This is a genomic window from Caballeronia sp. LZ016 (genome assembly GCF_031450805.1).
GTDB lineage: Bacteria > Pseudomonadota > Gammaproteobacteria > Burkholderiales > Burkholderiaceae > Caballeronia.
In genome coordinates this window covers 641554-658483 of the sequence record NZ_JARTVY010000004.1, presented here as the reverse complement: position 1 = coordinate 658483, position 16930 = coordinate 641554, and the positions used below count along the sequence as shown (strand labels likewise).

The window sequence follows — 16930 nt, the reverse complement described above, 5'->3', positions numbered from 1 at the left end:
CATCATGGCCATCCGCATCCTGCTTATCGACGATCACACGCTGTTCCGCTCGGGCGTGCGTGCGCTGCTGCAGCGCACGCCGGATTTCGAGGTCGTCGGTGAAGCGGCGGACGGGCACGAAGGCATCAAGCGGGCGATGCAGTTCTGCCCGGACGTCATCCTGCTCGACATCAACATGCCGGGGCTTTCGGGTCTCGAAACGCTGCGGCTGCTCGTGCAAGACCTGCCGCAAGCGGCGGTCGTCATGCTGACGGTCTCCGAAGACGTCGATGAACTCACGGTCGCGCTGCGCGACGGCGCGTGCGGCTATCTGCTCAAGAACATCGAAGCGGACACGCTTGCGGCGGCCATCCGCAAGGCGGCGGCGGGCCAGCCCGTCATTGCCGACGACATGACCGTCAAGCTCGTCGCAAGCATGCGCCGGCCAGCGTCCACGATGCAAGGCGACACCGCGCCCGTGCCCACGGCATCGGCGGCGGCCGATCCGCTTACCTCGCGCGAACGCGACATCATCCGTGAATTGTCGCGCGGTGCGAGCAACAAGGAAATCGCGCGCACGCTGTCGCTCGCCGAGAGCACCGTCAAGATCCACGTGCGCAACATCCTTCGCAAACTGAATTTCACGAGCCGCGTTCAGGTCGCGCTCTATGCAGCCGGGCGCGACGCCGCGTCCGTGCTTTCCGAATCCAATTGAACGCCTCATGCGTCGAGCATGTCATGAGCGCGTCGTCAGGCAGTCACATCATGAATCGAAATCAAGCTGAAACTTCGTCTCCTTCGATATCCGCGTACCACGGCTTCAGGCCGCTCACGATTCGCGGACGCAGCGTGCTGCCCATCGTGCAGGGCGGCATGGGCGTCGGCATCTCGGCGCATCGGCTGGCGGGGAGCGTCGCGCGGGAAGGGGCCGTCGGGACCATCGCGAGCATCGACTTGCGTCATCATCACGCCGATCTGACCGCAGCGTGCAAGGCAGATCCATCGCGCGAGACGCTGGAACAGGCCAATCTCACCGCGCTGGCACGTGAAATTCGCAGTGGGCGAGCGTTGTCCGAGGGGCGCGGCATGATCGCCGTGAACGTGATGAAGGCGGTCAGCGCACATGCCGATTACGTGCGCGTGGCCTGCGAGGAAGGCGCAGACGCCATCGTGATGGGCGCGGGCCTGCCGCTCGACCTGCCCGACCTCACGGACGGGTACCACATCGCGCTGATCCCGATTCTTTCCGACAGCCGCGGCGTCAATCTCGTCCTCAAGAAGTGGATGAAAAAGGGGCGCTTGCCGGATGCGATCGTGATCGAACATCCCGCGCATGCGGGCGGGCATCTCGGCGTGACGGACGTCGCCGACATGAACAACGAGCGCTTCGGCTTCGCTCGCGTGCTGGAAGAACTGGAGACGGTGTTCGCCACGCTCGGCATCGCGCGCGCGGACGTCCCGGTAATCGTCGCGGGAGGCATCAACAGTCATGAGGCGGTGCGCGGGTGGCTGTCGGCGGGCGCGGATGGCGTGCAGATCGGCACGCCGTTCGCCGTCACGGAGGAGGGCGACGCGCATCCCGAGTTCAAGCGCGTGCTGGCCGAAGCGACGCCGGAGGATATCGTCGAGTTCGTCAGCGTGACGGGATTGCCGGCGCGCGCGGTCAAGACGCCCTGGCTCATGCGCTACCTGCGCAACGAGGATCGCATCCGCACGAAAATCGGCGCACGCAAGCAGACGTGTCCGACCGCGCTCGAATGCCTGAGTGCGTGCGGTCTGCGCGACGGCATCGAGAAGTTCGGCCATTTCTGTATCGATACGCGCCTCGCGGCGGCGCTGCGCGGCGATGTCGGCAATGGACTTTTCTTCCGTGGACGCGAGACGCTCCCTTTTGGCGCGGCGATTCGCAGCGTGCGCGAACTGATCGAACTGCTGCTCACGGGTACGACGAAGACGGCGGGCGCGGGCTGCTGATGTGTCGTCCGGAAATGTCGCGTTTCACATGCGGGCGCGTTGAATCGAACTCGTCTTATGGCTCGACGGTTTGCTGCGCCCTAGGCTAAGAACAGTTCAACGAAAGGCGTTACGTCATGGCCAAGCGATTTCCCCTTCATCCCAAGCATCCCGAGCGCAATTGCTGGGGCTGCGACCACTACTGCGCCGCGGACGCCATGCGCTGCGGCAACGGCTCGAATCGCACGCAGCATCCGGCCGAACTGATGGGCGAAGACTGGTACGAGTTCGGCGACTGGGGACTCGATGTCGCGGACGACGCGACATCGATCGTGCCGTCCGCAAGCAAGGCTTGAAACGGAGTGAACCCGAACGCGCGCCAGGTATTCGTCCTGTTCCTACACGCCGGCGAATAGCGCCTGCCTAGAATTCCGGGCAATCCAACTCACCGCGTTGCCCGCCATGCACACCAAGCTCGAATTCGAAACACCGGAAGGCCGTCTGTCACTGCATATCGACGATGTCCAGTTCATGGCTTACGACGCCGCCGAAACCGCGATGAAGTCGATGTACACGTTCGTCGAGCGCATGCGCGACATGGGGCTGGGCGCTCTTGCCGAAACGCATGCGCGGGTGTTCGCGCAAAACCGCGTCAATGTGATGGAACTGCGCGAAGCCCACGACGACGCGCAAACGCTGCTCGCATGCGGCGCAATCGGCGATGCAATGGCCGACACCATCCAGCCCCGGCTCGAGATATTGCGCGAGAACATTGCTCAGACGCATCGGCAGATGCGCACGAGCGTCGACCGGCTGGCGGCTTTATCGGCGGCGTGCCATGAAGCGTTGAGCCAGATTCCGGGCTACACGCCGCCGAAGCGCGCGCGAGGCTGACGCGCTGCAACGCTCATCCGCCGGAATATTTTCTCAACAGCGCATTCACGTCGATGCGCTGTCCCTGCAGCAAGAGCAGCCGCGCGTGCAACACGAGATTCTCGATCAGAAGCAGCGCGGTCGTGAGCATGTAAGTGAGATTGACATCGCTCGCGTTGAGCCCGCTCGCCTGCAGGTTGCGATGTTTCTCCAATAGCGACGTCAACACGAGACTGCGAAGTTCGGGCTCACCGAACGGCAGGTCGCCGTAATCGACGGGATCTTCCTGTTCCAGTTCCGCGAGCAGGCCTGTCAATTCGCTGATGGTCACTTCCATGACGTCTCCGCCGTGAGCATGCGTGAAGGGTGAAGAGCGCCTTCATGATGCCACGTATCGGTCGACGGCATCATCGCGCGACGGCGGGTACACTGAATCATCGATTCCTATCTGCAAACGACTAGCCCGATGCCCAGGCGCGCGCCCGAACCGTGGTATCAACCGCCGCAGGAAGAGACTTGCGCGTTGTGCGGCCGTCCGGTGCCGCCGTCGGAGCGCGACCTGCATCATCTCGTGCCGAAGTCGCAGGGCGGCAAGAAGACGGCGGTGTTTCATCGCATCTGTCATCGGCAACTGCATGCGCTCTTCACCGAGAAGCAGCTCGCGCAGCAGTTTTCCACCGTCGAGGCGCTGCTCGCCGATGACCAGGTGCGCGGCTTCGTCGAGTGGGTCAGGACGAAGCCGAACGGTTTCTATCAGCGCACGCGGCGCTCGTCGCGCAAGTCGTAACCGCGCAGTGCAGGCGTGGTCCACGGCGCGCACGCGGCTTCCTTGTTCAGCGCGGACATGCCGAAGCGCTGCATGATGAAGCTCTCCAGCACGAGGTAGAGATCCGCTTCCCGTGGCCGCGTCCCCCAGCGGCTGTTGCCTGCCACCGACGCCACCGTGAACCAGGAGTGCGGTGGAAAAAGTTCGACGCGCAGCATGTCGCGTTCGAGAATCCTCAGCCGCCCGGTATCTGCGTGAAACTCGGCGCTGACGGCGCCGCCCGGTAGATCGATGCTCACCCTCGTTGCATTCGCCCGCATGGTCTCGCCCTCTTTGTGGTTCCGATACGGTGCCCGCACGTTCGTGACAACGTTATGACGTCCGTTCGCTCTCGAATAGTCCCGCTTAAGGAGGGGCGCACGCGCGCCGCCCGCCGTTCAAGCAGAGATATTCCGATAGGCATACAGTAATGAGGTTGCCTGCTGACGCCGAAGTATCGGCAGCATCGGCAACGGAGCAGCAACGGATGCATAGCGTGGTGGCGAAGGTTCGCTCCCGCACATAAAATGCCGCGCGACAGGCGCGGACCCACCTGATCTGGCCGCGTCTTCGCAACGGGCGAAGGCGCGAGTCTCATGTCGATAGATTCAAGTCAATAGAGGAAATTCGTCCATGTTCAAAGCGTATTCGTATGCAGCATCGGCAGCCGACAAGCCGCTCGGCCCGCTGGAGATTCAGCGCCGCGACGTCGGCCCGAACGACGTGCGTATCGACATCCTGTTTTGCGGCGTGTGCCACTCCGACCTGCACATGGCGCGCAACGAGTGGGGCGGCACGAACTATCCGGTCGTGCCGGGTCACGAGATCGTGGGGCGCGTGGCGGAAGTCGGATCCGAGGTGACGAAGTTCAAGGCGGGCGATCTGGCCGGTGTCGGCTGTATGGTCGATTCGTGTCGCGTCTGCGATGCCTGCAACGAAGGTCTCGAACAGTATTGCGAAGGTCCGGACAGCTTCATTCAGACGTATAACTCACCGGACAAGAAGTCGGGCGGCGTGACGTATGGCGGATATTCGACGTCGATCGTCGTCGATGAAGCCTTCACGCTGCGCGTTCCGGAGAATCTCGAGCTGGCTGCGGTTGCGCCGTTGCTGTGCGCGGGCATCACGACGTATTCGCCGTTGCGTCACTGGAACGTGAAGCCGGGCGACAAGGTTGGCATCGTGGGTCTGGGCGGGCTCGGGCACATGGGCGTGAAGATCGCCGCGGCGATGGGCGCGCATGTCGTGCTCTTCACCACGTCTCCGAACAAGACCGAGGATGCGAAGCGCCTGGGCGCGCATGAGGTCGTGGTGTCGAAGGACCCTGACCAGATGGCCGCGCACGCGAACAGTTTCGACTTCATTCTGAACACGGTGGCGGCATCGCATAATCTGGATCAGTTCATTGCGCTGCTCAAGCGTGACGGCACCATGACGCTCGTCGGCGCGCCGGAGCATCCGCACCCGTCGCCGTCGGTGATGAACATGATCTTCAAACGCCGGTCGCTGGCGGGCTCGCTGATCGGTGGTATCGCCCAGACGCAGGAAATGCTCGATTTCTGCGGCAAGCACGGGATTACTTCGGACATCGAAATGATCCGCATGGACGAGATCGATACGGCTTATGAGCGCATGCTGAAAAGCGATGTGAAGTATCGGTTTGTTATCGATATGGCGACGATGGAGAAGTAAGAGTGCTCGGACGAGGCTCTCTCGCGGGCCTCGTCCGGCACCATCTATCTTCCCTCGCGCACGCGCCGTTCCAGCCTGAAGATGCCGGGCGGCTCGAAGTAGGTGCCGAAGCGCACGAGGCCCGCTTTCTTAAGGTGGCAGGTCATCTCGAAGCTGACCTGCAGCCCCGGCTCCGGCGTGTCGACGATGGCCACATCGATTGAACGGATGCGCGGCTCGTATTTGAGCAGCGTCAGTTCCATCTGCTTCTTGAGCGCGTGCGACGACGCCTCGCACGTTTTGCTGCACGCTCAGGGCTTCGAGCGTGCGGTCGTCGAAATAGTGGATCGGCTCGCCGTCGATTTGACCGAGCAGAATGTCGTAGAGCGATGGATTTTCACGTTCGCGAACGAGCATCAACGCAAGCAGGCCATCCCCCATGCATTCGCGCGACTCGCACGCGTCGCCATCGCGATGCCGCTAGCAACGAACCTCTCGCTTGCCGCACCGCATGAAACAATGTGTCCTTCGTCTTGCTTACGACCGCCCAGGGGACGCAGAATCAAGACCTCCCCTGCGATTCCTCCGCGCCTCACATGACGACGAAGCTGATCAGTTTCTTTGCGACCCGCGACGCCAACGCGTCGCTGGAAAATCATCGGCGATACTGCGCGAGCCGCGCGTACACGCACGAATTCGTCGATGCAAGCAGCATCGGCTGGGCGCATCTGCGTGTCTTGCTCAAGTACCAGACGCTGTTGCGCGCCATGCGGGCCATGCCCGACGGCGATCTCATCCTGCTGCTCACGCAGGACTGCCTGATCGTGCGCGACATTGCCTGCGAAGCGTTGATGGAGGCGGCTCGCGACCATATCACCGTGTCGATGGGCGACGCCGGGCACGACACGGTCATCGCCGCGTTTCAACTGTGGCGCAACACGGCCGCATCGCGCGAAATGGTGGAACGCCTGTGCGCGCGTGCCCGGTTCGGAAGCACCGCCGTGAGTGAATCGGAGTTGCTTCGCTCGACTTCTCCATTCGCCTATATCACGCGCTTCGACGACGTTCATCCCGCAGTCCCCGCAGCATGGCATATCGATCCCATCTGGACGCAGTGGCGCGCATTCACCATCGCGCTTGCCGATATCCCCGATGCCCCGCCGAACCAGCCCGTCCATGCCGACCTGCGCGACCTCTTCGCCGAGCACATCAACGCGTGTCAGGCGAACGGCCAGCCCTATCTGACGCTGCCGCCGCAGCCGGAACCGCAAGCCGTCGATACGGCATACGAGGCCCTGAATCCCGACGCGCCGATCGCGCTCGTCATGCTCTATACGCCCAACATCCGGGCCTACGGGGAGATTGCCGAGCGCAATCTGCGCCGCTATTGCACGCGTCACGGCTACGCATTGCACGTGTATCGCGACCTGCCGCAAGAGGCCGGACAGAGCGCGAGCGGCAACTGGCTGAAGCCGTGGGTGCTGCGCCGCCATCTGCCATCGCACGAGTGGGTCATGTGGATCGATGCGGACGTGCTCGTCATCGATCAGTCGACGCCGCTCGACGCGCTCTTCACGAATCGCGATCGTCTTATCGCGATGGACATGAGCTGGCAGTTCAACTCGGGCATCATGGGCTTTCGCCGCACGCCGCAAAACCTCGACGTGCTGGCGGAAGTCGAGGAGACGATCGGCGGCGTCGCGGACAAGTCATCGACGTACGCAAGCGGCGGCGATCAGGACGCCTTCATCAAAGTCCTCATGCGGCACGGCATGGCGAGCGACGCCGAACTGGTCGACTGCATCACGCTGAACACGCCATATCAGCTGCAAAAGCCCGATAGCTTCATGGTCCACTACATGCACATGTGGCTGTCGCTGCGCGCCCTCGCGATGCATCGCGGCGACCTGGCGAGCCGACACATGACGGACGGCGCGACCACATAAAGAAAGTCTTTCGAAAGAAACGCTCGCTTGTTGCAACGCAAAACGCTGAAAACCTTTAGAAACCTACTCGTTACTCCGCCGGCGCCCGGCCGCCCGTGCAGTAAAATGCGGACCTCATTTCACGACACGACGACGCATGTTGCGCAAGGCCTGGCGCGGGGAAGAACGCTTCTGGAAAGTCTGGTGGCTGCTCGGCCTGCCGTTGCATCTCGCATGGTGGGCCGTCTATCTGTACCTTTGGGGTACCGGGGTCGCTCCCGAACCGTTCCTGCTTATCACCATCTGGTTCTGGCCCGGCATGCTCGGCCTGTTCGCCGCGTGCGCGGCGCTCTATCTCGCGTGGTGCACGGCGGCCTGGCGATGCTCGGCCAATGTCGATCGCCGCGTATGGACGTATGTCGCACGCGTGCTCATCGGCGTGGGGCTCGGGTCGTTCCTGACCGAATGCGCGCTCATACTGACCGCGCCGTTCGTGTCCGGATAAGCGCATCCAATTAAGCGTTCTCGCAAAAACCCCAAGCGACGACACTGCTCCGCAACGCTACCATCGTCCCCATCGAAGTGGAGACGCTGCGCGCGAGGAGACACCGCTTGGCCTACGATCCGACCATCCGCAAGAAGCCAGAGGAATTACGGAGCCATCGCTGGTATGGCGCCAACGATCTGCGTTCGTTCGGCCACCGCTCGCGCACGGCGCAGATGGGCTATCACCCGTCCGACTACATGGGCAAGCCGGTGATCGCCGTTGTGAATACGTGGAGCGAAATCAACTCCTGCCACACGCACTTCAGGCAGCGCGTCGAGGAAGTCAAGCGCGGCGTCTGGCAGGCGGGCGGCTTTCCGGTGGAAATGCCCGTGATGACGCTCGCGGAGCCGTTCCAGAAGCCGACGACGATGCTCTATCGCAATTTCCTCGCGATGGAGGTCGAGGAACTGCTGCGCTCGTATCCGTTCGACGGCTGCGTGCTGATGGGCGGCTGCGACAAAACCACGCCCGGCCTGCTGATGGGCGCGATCAGCATGAACCTGCCCGCGATCTTCCTGCCCGCCGGTCCGATGCTGCGCGGCGACTGGAACGGCCGCACGCTCGGCAGCGGCTCCGACACGTGGAAATACTGGGCCGAACTGCGCGCGGGCAAAATCACCGAGGAGGAGTGGAAGGGCGTCGAGAGCGGCATCGCGCGCTCGCCGGGTCATTGCATGACGATGGGCACCGCCTCCACGATGACGAGCGCCGCCGAGGCGCTCGGCCTCACGCTGCCGGGCTTCGCGTCGATTCCAGCGGTCGATTCGCGCCATGCGCAGTTCGCGTCGCTGACGGGGCAGCGCATCGTCGAGATGGTCTGGACGGATCTGAAGCCGTCCGACATCCTCACGGCGAAGTCGTTCGACAACGCCGTTACCACCGTGCTGGCCCTGTCCGGCTCGACCAACGCGATCGTGCATCTGGTGGCGGTCGCGCGGCGCGCGGGCGTGCCGCTCACGACCGCGCGCTTCGACGAGCTGTCGCGCGTGACGCCCGTCATCGGCAACGTGCGCCCGGCGGGCAAGTATCTGATGGAGGACTTCTTCTACGCGGGCGGCCTGCGCGCGCTGCTCGCGGAACTGGGGAATCTCATCGATGGCGCCCAGCTCACGGTCAATGGCGCGACGCTCGGCGAGAACATCGCGGGCGCGGAGATTTTCGACGACGACGTCATCCGCAGGCGCAGCAATCCGCTCGTGCCGAACGATGCCCTTGCCGTGCTGACCGGCAACCTCGCGCCCGACGGCGCCGTCATCAAGCCGGCGGCGATGGAAGCGCATCTGCTTAAGCATCGCGGCCCGGCGGTCGTGTTCAGGGACTACGCGGACCTGGCCGCGCGCATCGACGATGAAGCGCTCGACGTGACCGCCGATTCCGTGATCGTGCTGCAACATGCGGGACCGGTCGGCGCGCCCGGCATGCCGGAGTGGGGCCAGTTGCCGATTCCGCAGAAGCTGTTGAAGCAGGGCGTGCGCGACATGGTCCGCATCTCCGATGCGCGCATGAGCGGCACGAGCTACGGCGCGTGCGTGCTGCATGTCGCGCCGGAATCGTTCGTGGGCGGGCCGCTTGCGCTCGTGCGCGACGGCGACATCGTCGAACTCGACGTACCCGCGCGCAGGCTGCATCTCGAAGTCGGCGACGATGAACTCGCCGCCCGCCGCGCCGCGTGGGTGCGCCCGAAGCGGCCGTTCGAACGCGGCTTCGGCGTGATGCATCAGCTGCACGTCACGCAGGCGAACAAGGGCTGCGACTTCGACTTCCTCGAAGAGAAATTCGTCGCTGATGGCGGCGAGCCTGAAATCCACTGAACGACGAGCATCGACATGACGACTCACGACATCGCCGTCTCCGGCGAGACCCTCGAACTGCTGCGCCACGTCAGCACCGCGACGCTCACGACGCAACTCTTCAAGCGCGGCTTGCGCAATGTGTTCCTGCAAGGCGTCGCGCCGCTCGTCAAGCCGGCGAATGGCGCACCGAATCTCGTCGGGCCGGCGTTCACGCTGCGCAACATTCCGGCGCGCGAGGATATCGATCATCTCGGCGTGTTTCAGAACCCGGATCACCCGCAACGCAAGGCGGTCGAGACCGCTCCGCCGGGCAGCGTGCTCGTGCAGGATTGCCGTGGCGATCGCACGGTCGCATCGAGCGGCTCGATTCTGACGACGCGTCTCCAGGTGCGGGGCGTCGCGGGCATGGTGTCGGATGGTTGCGTGCGCGATAGCGGGACCATCGGCGATATCGGCTTGCCGATCTTCTGCGCGGGCCCGAGCGCGCCGCTGAACCTCGCGAAGCATCACGCGGTGGACATGAACGTGCCGATCGCGTGCGGCGGCGTGGCGGTGTATCCGGGCGATATCGTCGTCGGCGATGTCGATGGCGTCGTCATCGTTCCGCGTCATATGGCCGAGCAGGTGGCGAAAGATGCGGCGGAGCAGGAACTGCTGGAAGCGTTCATCACGATGCGCGTGGAACGCGGCGCCGCGTTGCGCGGGACGTATCCGCCGGATGAGGCGACGCTTGCGGAGTATGCGGAGTGGCGCAAGGGGCAGGTGTAGAGGACAACGCCGGACGTGGAATCGTCTCGTCAGGCGACCAACAGCTCGGCCGCCTGGGAATCCACCCTGCGCAACTAGCGCCCGCCCTCTGCGAAGCCCCGCAACAAATGATGCGCGATAGCAAACGGCTTCGGCGCGGACAGTCCGTCCGCGTGCGAGCCGTCGAGCATCGCCGCGACTTCGGCGCGCGTGAACCAGCGCGCGTCTTCGAGCTCGTTCTTGTCGATGACGATGTCCGTATCGACTGCCTGCGCGAAACAGCCGATCATCAGCGACGAAGGAAACGGCCACGGCTGCGACGCGAAGTAACGCACGTCCTTGCAGCGGATGCCGGCTTCCTCCAGCACCTCGCGATAGACCGCATGCTCGAACGTCTCGCCCGGCTCCACGAAGCCCGCCAGCGCCGAGTACATCCCCGGCGCGAATTGCGGCTGACGGCCGAGCAGGCAACGCTCGCCGTCGGTGACGAGCATGATGACCACCGGATCGACGCGCGGAAAATGCTGCGCGCGGCAGTTGCCGCAGATGCGCCGCCAGCCCGCGCCTGCGTCGTCGGTCGGATGGCCGCAATTCGCGCAGAAGCGATGCCGCCGGTGCCAGTCGAGCATCGATCGCGCTTCGCCGAGCGCGCTGACGATCGGCGCATCGACGAGTCCCTGCATCGCGACGGGCCGCAGTTCCATCGTTTCGACTGGCACGCCCTCGAGCGCGCTCGCCGCGGCTTCCGCGCTCGCGTCGACGGCGCAGGCAAAGAGCGCGCGCCCATCGGCGTCGCGGCCCAGCAGCACCGTCTGCAGCGGCGCGCCGAACGTCGCGGCTTCATGCGCGGCGAACAGCGCATCGAGGCGCCCGTCGCGGCCGTCGATGCGCTTGAACAGCGGCACGTCCTTTACAAAGAGCAGAAAGCGCGTGGCGGCATCGTCGCGGAGGCGGGCGACGAACGCTTCGTCATCGCGTTTGTCGGACATGCGGTCGAGCGGATCGAGCGTGAAACCGATGGCATGAGGCGGCGTGGGCATGATTGAGTTCGTCGAAGCGGCGGCGCGCGCCTGAGGAAAAGGGTCAGCGAGCATCCTAGCGAAGTTGGCGCATCCTTGCTGGCGAAGCAAGGCGTCGCGGCTATGCGATAAGTCCGCCTGTATCGGATACCGGTGTAAGCATCATGGAAGTCAACGAATTCTCACGCGAGGCCAATGGCGGGACGGAGCTGATGCTGCGCCGGTTGCATCGCTCACTCGACGCGGGCCTGCTCGCGAAGTTTCAGATCATCCCGTCGCGTATCCGCGAGATCGACCCGCACAGAAAAACCGTGCTCTGGCTTCACGACGTGCCGACCGAAGAAACGGTGGCGCTGAAAGACGCCGCTTACCGCAAGCAGTTCGCCAGAATCGTGATGGTGTCCGACTGGCAAATGCAGATGTTCCACATCTTCTACGGCATGCCGTACTCCGAATGCATCGTCATTCGGAACGGCATCGAACCGATACCGCCGCTGCCCAAGCCGGACCTGCACGAGGTCATCAACGTCATCTACCACACGACGCCGCAGCGCGGTCTTCAACTCCTCGTGCCGGCTTTCGAGCATGTGCTCGCCAGATTCGGGCGGCTGCACCTGCACGTGTATTCATCGTTCGATGCCTACGGCCAACCGGAGCTCGACGCGCCTTACGCGCCGCTTTTCGAACATTGCAGGCATCACCCGAACATCACGTATCACGGCTTTCAACCGTACGATGCCGTGCGGCGCGCGCTTCAGCAAAGCCACGTGTTCGCTTATCCGTCGATATGGCCCGAGACCTCCTGCCTCGCCGCCATCGAAGCGATGTCCGCAGGCAATCTGGTCGTCGCGCCGAACTACGGCGGACTTTTCGATACCTGTAATCGATGCGCGCTCGGCTATCAATGGACGGAAAAGCCGGCCGATCACGTGGCGGTCTTCGCCGATGCGTTATCGGACGCGGTCGTCAGACTGCGAAACGATCCCGCGGGCTGTCAGAGCCATCTCGACGCGCAGAAGGGCTTTCACCGATCGTTTCTATGACTGGAATGCGCTCGCGCCCGTCTGGGACCGCATGTTGAGAGCACTGCTGACCTGATGCGCGACCGTTGCGATCTGCAACGACAAGTCCTATCTTGTCGGCACGCAGCACTGATCGCATAGGACTCACGGAAGTTGACGGCTTCGCGCTCCAAGCCAGCAGAGCCGCACTGCCGCACTGCCGCGACGATCGAACGGCGGTCGCATCGCGTTCCCGCAACGCACAACGACAGGATGATCGTTCCATGCCGAAGCGTGTCGATTCTCAGCCGCGCCGATCGTCGTCATGGAGCCGGCCATGAAGCCGCCGACCATCATGGAGATCGTCCGATGAGCCTGAGCCTGTACGCCCATCCGTTTTCGTCGTATTGCCAGAAGGTGCTGGTCGCGCTCTACGAAAACGCCACGCCGTTCGAATGGCGGCCTCTCACGCCCGAAACGCCGCAGTCCATGCGCGAACTGGCGGAACTCTGGCCCATCAGGCGCTTTCCCGTCCTCGTCGACGATGGCCGGGCGGTGATCGAAGCGACGATCATCATCGAGTATCTGGACCTCTTTCATCCCGGACCGGTGCGCCTGATTTCGTCCGATCCGCGCGCCGCGCTCGACGTGCGCTGGATGGACCGCTTCTTCGACAACTACGTGTCTACGCCGCAGCAAAAGATCGTCTTCGATTGCATGCGGCCCGATCACGAGCGCGATCCACGCGGCGTCGCCGATGCCCGCGCGATGCTCGACACGTCGTACGGCATCCTCGACCGCCTGATGTCGGCGCGCGAATGGGCCGCCGGCGATGCCTTCACTCTCGCCGACTGCGCCGCCGCGCCGTTCCTGTTTTATGCCGACTGGACGCATCGCATCGGGGATGCTTATCCGAACGTGATCGCGTATCGCAAGCGGCTGCTGGCGCGGCCTTCGTTTGCGCGCGCGGTGGACGAGGCGCGGCCGTATCGGCGATTGTTTCCGCCGGGCGCGCCGGATCGCGACTGACCCCCGTCGAGTTCGTCAACACAGGAGAACACGCATGACATCCACGCCTTCACGCCTTCCCGCAGCCGAACTGGCGGCGCGGGCCACGATGACCTTCCCGAATGAAAGCGCCGACTATCGGCGGGCGCGCATTGCGCTGCTGGCCGAAGAAATCGAGTTGCGGCGGCATATCGAGCGCGTTGCGCAGATGCGGCGCGCACTGCCGCCCGGCGGCGAAGTCACGGGCGATTATCGCTTCGAAGGCGAGCGCGGTTCCGTCGATTTCGCCGGCCTGTTCGGCGACAAGGACACGCTCGTCACCTATAGCTACATGTTCGGACCGCAGCGCGAGCGGCCCTGCCCGATGTGCACGTCGCTGCTGTCGGCGTGGGAAGGCGAGGCGCGCGATATCGAACAACGCGTGGCGCTCGCGGTCATTGCGCGCTCGCCGCTCGCCAGGCTCGTCGCGTTCAAGAAAGAGCGCGGCTGGCGCGACCTGAAGCTGTATGCCGACACCAACGGCAACTTCAGCCGCGACTATCACGCGATTTCGAAAGAAGGCGGCGATGAACCCGCTCTCAACGTGTTCACGCGGCGCGACGGCGTGATCCGCCACTTCTGGGGCGGCGAAATGGACTTCGCGACCGCCGATCCGGGCGAGGACCCGCGCGGCGCGCCCGATCCGATGCCGCTCTGGACCGTGCTCGACATGACGCCGGAAGGACGCGGTACGGACTGGTATCCGAAACTGAACTATTCCTAGGCGGCGCGTGGCTTGTGTGACGTTCAGTCAAATCTGGGCGCGCGTGGTCAACTTCGGTCGCGGGCCGGCGTTATGGGCGAACCGTTTCACGGTGAATCGGTATTACCGGGAGAAGTTCGCTCATGGTTGCAAACGCATTCATCCGGCGCGCGCGCGTCGTCAGTCTCGCATCCGTCGGCGCGCTCGTCGTGGTCAGCGGATGCGCCGCGCATCGGCCGGTGAGCGCGGCTGCGGCGCCGGAGCCGTCGCAGGACGAGCCGCGGGACGTGCGCGAAACGCCGGCGGCCGAGGCATCATCGGTCGATGCGCCCGCCGCGATCGCACCCGACAACGCAGTGTCGCAACCCTTGCAGGTCGGCGAGGCGTCGTTCTATAGCAGCAAGTTTCAGGGACGTCGCACCGCAAGCGGCGAGCGCTACGACATGAACGCGCTGACCGCCGCGCATCGCACGTTGCCGCTCGGATCGTATGTGCGCGTGAGCAATGTTTCGAGGACGCGGTCGGTGGTGGTGCGTATCAACGATCGGGGCCCGTTCGTCAAAGGGCGGATGATCGACCTGTCGTTCGCCGCCGCGAGCCTGCTCGGCCTGCGCAATGCCGGGCACGCGCGCGTCCTGCTCGAACCGGTCGAGCCGATCAGGCTGCAGATCGCGCAGCCGGTCGCGGCGTCGAACAAGGCGCGCGTGTATCACGCCAAAGCGCCGAAGAGGCCGATGAAGCTGCGCCTCGCGCATCCGCGGCGTCACGGCGCGCGAGCGCGGGCCCAGGCTTCGGCCTGACGGCCATCGGACGGATACAATGCGGCGGCACAAGACCTGCGCCCTGCCGAGTCATCCGATCCGACACATGAACCAATCGCCCCGGGCCTTTCTTCTCGGCCCGCTTCTCAAAAGCGTTTCGCGGTCTTTCTATCTGACGCTGCGCATCTTGCCGCCCGCGATGCGCGATCCCATCGGGCTCGCCTATCTGCTCGCGCGCGCGGCGGACACCATCGCGGATACGTCGCTCGTCACGCCGGCGCGCCGGCTCGACTTGCTGCTGTCGCTGCGCGCGCAAGTGAACGGCGCGCCGGACGACGGCGCGCTCGCCCGCATCGCCGATGAAGTCGCGGGGCAGCAAACACAGCCCGACGAACGCGTGCTGCTCGAATCGCTCGGACCCGCGCTATCGATTCTGAGCGACCTCGGCCCAGCCGATGCCGCCGCCGTGCGCGATATCGTGACCACGCTCAGCACCGGCATGGAGTTCGACCTGCGCACGTTCCCGGACGAAACATCCGGACAGATCGCGGCGCTCGATGCATTCGCCCAACTCGACCGCTACACGTATCTGGTCGCGGGATGCGTCGGCGAGTTCTGGACCAAGATGACCTTCGCGCACATGCCCGGCCTCATCCGGACGGCGCCCGACGTGATGCTCGCGCGCGGCGTGCGCTTCGGCAAGGCGCTGCAGATGACCAACGTGCTGCGCGATTGCGCACGCGATCTGCGCATCGGCCGATGCTATCTGCCCGCCGACCTGCTCGCGCGTCATGGTCTCGCGCCGCAAGACCTGCTGGCAGCGGATGCTTCGTCGCGTGCGCGGCCCGTCCTGGCGGAGCTGCTGCGCGCGAGCTTGCCGCTCTTTCAGGACGCGCTCGAATACACGCTCGCGATTCCGCCGCACGCCGTGCGACTTCGGCTCGCGTGCCTGTGGCCGATCATGATCGGGCTCGACACGCTCGTGCTTCTCGCCGGCAACGACGCGTGGCTCGATCCAGCGCGCATCTCCAAGGTCCGGCGCAACGACGTGTATCGCATCATGGCGACGTCGATGCCGCTCGTCGCATCGAACCGCATGTTGCGCGCGTGGGTGTCGCGCCGAATGAACGCGATCGAACTCGCGCTCTAGCGGCGCAATTCCGCGATGATCCGCTCGGCCAGAAAATCGCAAGGCGGCCGTTGCGATGCGGCGCTGCGCGCGAGCACCACTTCCAGCGCGGCGATTTCCGGCAGTCCCTGCGCTTGCCCGAGCAGCGTGAAATGCGCGGGCACGGCGCATTTGGCGAGCGGCGTGACGGCGAGCCCGGCTTCGGCCATCGTCAGGAGACCGAGCAGGCTGGGACTTTCATACGACGTGCGATAGCCGATGCGCGCCCGCTCCAGGCTTCGAATGGCGTTCTCTCGCGCGACGCTGCCCGGCAGGAACACGGCGATCGGCAGCGGCCGTTCGCGCCAGATGTCGGTCGCGCCGGGGGCGGCGGCCCAGACCATCGGCTCGTGGCGCAGGAACTCGCCGGAGATGCCTTTCACGCGCGTGGCGCAGACGAGATCGACGGCGCCGTCCTTCAGCATCGGCGCGAGCGCGGCGCTCGGCAAGCCGACCACCTGAATCTCGACCTTCGGATACGTCGCTGAGAACTTCTTCAGGATCGGCGGAAAGAGCGACGAGGCGTAATCGTCCGGCACGCCGATCACCACGCGCCCGGTTACGTCGGGGCGGACGACCGCCGCCCACGCTTCGTCGCGCAGCGCGATCATGCGGCGCGCGTAGGTCAGCAGCACTTCGCCGTCCTGCGTGGGCGTGACGCTGCGCGGCTTGCGCACGAAGAGCGCCTTGCCGAGCGCCGTTTCGAGCGTCTTGATCTGCATGCTCACCGCCGATTGCGACCGGTGCACGAGCCCCGCCGCGCGGCTGATGCTGCCGGTATCTGCGACAGCGATGATCATCGAGAGAACGTCCAGGTCGAGCGCTTTCATGAAGAGTCGGTGCGAGGCTTTGGTATCAGAAAATCTGAACGAATCTATCAATATTATGCGATTTTCTTTTAGCTTGCCGGGCGGCATAGTGCAGGAGAGGAGCCTACC

Annotated in this window: 19 protein-coding genes and 1 pseudogene; 15 read left to right on the top strand and 5 right to left on the bottom strand. The window is 64.5% G+C overall.

Translation table 11 applies throughout. The annotated features are described in order from the left end of the window. The first annotated feature begins 4 nt into the window (after nt 1–4). The 4 genes from P9220_RS23505 to P9220_RS23490 all read left to right on the top strand — a co-directional run bounded on the left by P9220_RS23505 (nt 5) and on the right by P9220_RS23490 (nt 2826). Nucleotides 5–694: a response regulator gene (locus P9220_RS23505; RefSeq protein ID WP_309768087.1), complete on the top strand. Its 690-nt coding sequence runs from the start codon at nt 5–7 to the stop codon at nt 692–694. A gap of 50 nt (nt 695–744) precedes the next feature. Beyond that, nucleotides 745–1953, top strand: coding sequence for a nitronate monooxygenase family protein (locus tag P9220_RS23500; protein ID WP_309768086.1), 1209 nt, complete (start codon nt 745–747; stop codon nt 1951–1953). Nucleotides 1954–2069: 116 nt separating this feature from the next. Continuing rightward, the gene (locus tag P9220_RS23495; RefSeq protein ID WP_309768085.1) at nt 2070–2288 is read left to right on the top strand and encodes a DUF3079 domain-containing protein; all 219 of its coding nucleotides are present in this window, start codon (nt 2070–2072) and stop codon (nt 2286–2288) included. Between the two features lie 106 nt (nt 2289–2394). After that, the gene (locus P9220_RS23490) at nt 2395–2826 is read left to right on the top strand and encodes a hypothetical protein (protein ID WP_309768084.1); all 432 of its coding nucleotides are present in this window, start codon (nt 2395–2397) and stop codon (nt 2824–2826) included. A 13-nt stretch (nt 2827–2839) separates the two neighbouring features. Here the strand turns inward: P9220_RS23490 and P9220_RS23485 are convergent, their stop codons facing one another. Beyond that, the gene (locus P9220_RS23485; protein WP_309768083.1) at nt 2840–3142 is read right to left on the bottom strand and encodes a hypothetical protein; all 303 of its coding nucleotides are present in this window, start codon (nt 3140–3142) and stop codon (nt 2840–2842) included. A gap of 129 nt (nt 3143–3271) precedes the next feature. On the opposite strand from P9220_RS23485, the gene P9220_RS23480 reads away from it, so the two are divergent. Continuing rightward, nucleotides 3272–3592 (top strand): HNH endonuclease, encoded by a 321-nt coding sequence (locus P9220_RS23480; RefSeq protein ID WP_309768082.1) that lies wholly within the window; start codon nt 3272–3274, stop codon nt 3590–3592. On the opposite strand, the gene P9220_RS23475 is transcribed toward P9220_RS23480, so the two are convergent. Then, entirely contained in the window at nt 3559–3870 is a 312-nt protein-coding gene (locus tag P9220_RS23475) for a hypothetical protein (protein ID WP_309768081.1), read from the bottom strand. The genes P9220_RS23480 and P9220_RS23475 overlap by 34 nt on opposite strands. A 373-nt stretch (nt 3871–4243) precedes the next feature. Between P9220_RS23475 and P9220_RS23470 the strand changes: the two genes are divergently transcribed. Further along, on the top strand, nt 4244–5302 hold the full coding sequence (locus tag P9220_RS23470; protein WP_309768080.1) for an NAD(P)-dependent alcohol dehydrogenase: 1059 nt from the start codon (nt 4244–4246) through the stop codon (nt 5300–5302). A 44-nt stretch (nt 5303–5346) separates the two neighbouring features. Here the strand turns inward: P9220_RS23470 and P9220_RS23465 are convergent. Continuing rightward, a pseudogene (locus P9220_RS23465) lies at nt 5347–5698 on the bottom strand (type VI secretion system baseplate subunit TssE). 179 nt (nt 5699–5877) lie between these two features. Between P9220_RS23465 and P9220_RS23460 the strand changes: the two are divergent. The 4 genes from P9220_RS23460 to P9220_RS23445 all read left to right on the top strand — a co-directional run bounded on the left by P9220_RS23460 (nt 5878) and on the right by P9220_RS23445 (nt 10314). Further along, nucleotides 5878–7227: a hypothetical protein gene (locus tag P9220_RS23460; protein WP_309768078.1), complete on the top strand. Its 1350-nt coding sequence runs from the start codon at nt 5878–5880 to the stop codon at nt 7225–7227. Nucleotides 7228–7363: 136 nt separating this feature from the next. Further along, nucleotides 7364–7711 carry a hypothetical protein gene (locus P9220_RS23455; protein WP_309768077.1) on the top strand — a complete coding sequence of 116 codons (348 nt, stop codon included), beginning with the start codon at nt 7364–7366 and terminating at the stop codon, nt 7709–7711. A gap of 107 nt (nt 7712–7818) precedes the next feature. Next, nucleotides 7819–9564, top strand: coding sequence for an L-arabinonate dehydratase (araD, locus tag P9220_RS23450; RefSeq protein WP_309768076.1), 1746 nt, complete (start codon nt 7819–7821; stop codon nt 9562–9564). A 15-nt stretch (nt 9565–9579) separates the two neighbouring features. After that, nucleotides 9580–10314, top strand: a complete 735-nt coding sequence (locus P9220_RS23445) for a ribonuclease activity regulator RraA (protein ID WP_309768075.1) — start codon at nt 9580–9582, stop codon at nt 10312–10314. Nucleotides 10315–10388: 74 nt separating this feature from the next. Here P9220_RS23445 and nudC read toward each other — a convergent pair whose 3' ends face one another. After that, entirely contained in the window at nt 10389–11333 is a 945-nt protein-coding gene (nudC, locus tag P9220_RS23440) for an NAD(+) diphosphatase (RefSeq protein WP_309768074.1), read from the bottom strand. A gap of 143 nt (nt 11334–11476) precedes the next feature. Between nudC and P9220_RS23435 the strand changes: the two genes are divergently transcribed. The 5 genes from P9220_RS23435 to P9220_RS23415 all read left to right on the top strand — a co-directional run bounded on the left by P9220_RS23435 (nt 11477) and on the right by P9220_RS23415 (nt 15974). Beyond that, nucleotides 11477–12355 carry a glycosyltransferase family 4 protein gene (locus P9220_RS23435; protein WP_309768072.1) on the top strand — a complete coding sequence of 293 codons (879 nt, stop codon included), beginning with the start codon at nt 11477–11479 and terminating at the stop codon, nt 12353–12355. 327 nt (nt 12356–12682) lie between these two features. Beyond that, nucleotides 12683–13342 (top strand): glutathione S-transferase family protein, encoded by a 660-nt coding sequence (locus P9220_RS23430; RefSeq protein ID WP_309768071.1) that lies wholly within the window; start codon nt 12683–12685, stop codon nt 13340–13342. 34 nt (nt 13343–13376) lie between these two features. Beyond that, entirely contained in the window at nt 13377–14084 is a 708-nt protein-coding gene (locus tag P9220_RS23425) for a DUF899 family protein (RefSeq protein WP_309768070.1), read from the top strand. A 122-nt stretch (nt 14085–14206) separates the two neighbouring features. Beyond that, nucleotides 14207–14863 carry a septal ring lytic transglycosylase RlpA family protein gene (locus P9220_RS23420; protein WP_309768069.1) on the top strand — a complete coding sequence of 219 codons (657 nt, stop codon included), beginning with the start codon at nt 14207–14209 and terminating at the stop codon, nt 14861–14863. A 67-nt stretch (nt 14864–14930) separates the two neighbouring features. Then, nucleotides 14931–15974, top strand: a complete 1044-nt coding sequence (locus P9220_RS23415) for a phytoene/squalene synthase family protein (protein ID WP_309768068.1) — start codon at nt 14931–14933, stop codon at nt 15972–15974. On the opposite strand, the gene P9220_RS23410 is transcribed toward P9220_RS23415, so the two are convergent. Further along, nucleotides 15971–16822: a LysR substrate-binding domain-containing protein gene (locus P9220_RS23410; RefSeq protein ID WP_309768066.1), complete on the bottom strand. Its 852-nt coding sequence runs from the start codon at nt 16820–16822 to the stop codon at nt 15971–15973. The two genes, P9220_RS23415 and P9220_RS23410, sit on opposite strands and share 4 nt — an antisense overlap. Nucleotides 16823–16930 lie beyond the last annotated feature (108 nt).

Coding starts and splice junctions, on each gene's coding strand:
- P9220_RS23505 (WP_309768087.1), top strand. CDS start 5: ATGGCCATCCGCATCCTGCTTATCGACGATCACACGCTGTTCCGCTCG.
- P9220_RS23500 (WP_309768086.1), top strand. CDS start 745: ATGAATCGAAATCAAGCTGAAACTTCGTCTCCTTCGATATCCGCGTAC.
- P9220_RS23495 (WP_309768085.1), top strand. CDS start 2,070: ATGGCCAAGCGATTTCCCCTTCATCCCAAGCATCCCGAGCGCAATTGC.
- P9220_RS23490 (WP_309768084.1), top strand. CDS start 2,395: ATGCACACCAAGCTCGAATTCGAAACACCGGAAGGCCGTCTGTCACTG.
- P9220_RS23485 (WP_309768083.1), bottom strand. CDS start 3,142: ATGGAAGTGACCATCAGCGAATTGACAGGCCTGCTCGCGGAACTGGAA.
- P9220_RS23480 (WP_309768082.1), top strand. CDS start 3,272: ATGCCCAGGCGCGCGCCCGAACCGTGGTATCAACCGCCGCAGGAAGAG.
- P9220_RS23470 (WP_309768080.1), top strand. CDS start 4,244: ATGTTCAAAGCGTATTCGTATGCAGCATCGGCAGCCGACAAGCCGCTC.
- P9220_RS23460 (WP_309768078.1), top strand. CDS start 5,878: ATGACGACGAAGCTGATCAGTTTCTTTGCGACCCGCGACGCCAACGCG.
- P9220_RS23455 (WP_309768077.1), top strand. CDS start 7,364: ATGTTGCGCAAGGCCTGGCGCGGGGAAGAACGCTTCTGGAAAGTCTGG.
- P9220_RS23445 (WP_309768075.1), top strand. CDS start 9,580: ATGACGACTCACGACATCGCCGTCTCCGGCGAGACCCTCGAACTGCTG.
- nudC (WP_309768074.1), bottom strand. CDS start 11,333: ATGCCCACGCCGCCTCATGCCATCGGTTTCACGCTCGATCCGCTCGAC.
- P9220_RS23435 (WP_309768072.1), top strand. CDS start 11,477: ATGGAAGTCAACGAATTCTCACGCGAGGCCAATGGCGGGACGGAGCTG.
- P9220_RS23430 (WP_309768071.1), top strand. CDS start 12,683: ATGAGCCTGAGCCTGTACGCCCATCCGTTTTCGTCGTATTGCCAGAAG.
- P9220_RS23425 (WP_309768070.1), top strand. CDS start 13,377: ATGACATCCACGCCTTCACGCCTTCCCGCAGCCGAACTGGCGGCGCGG.
- P9220_RS23420 (WP_309768069.1), top strand. CDS start 14,207: ATGGTTGCAAACGCATTCATCCGGCGCGCGCGCGTCGTCAGTCTCGCA.
- P9220_RS23415 (WP_309768068.1), top strand. CDS start 14,931: ATGAACCAATCGCCCCGGGCCTTTCTTCTCGGCCCGCTTCTCAAAAGC.
- P9220_RS23410 (WP_309768066.1), bottom strand. CDS start 16,822: ATGAAAGCGCTCGACCTGGACGTTCTCTCGATGATCATCGCTGTCGCA.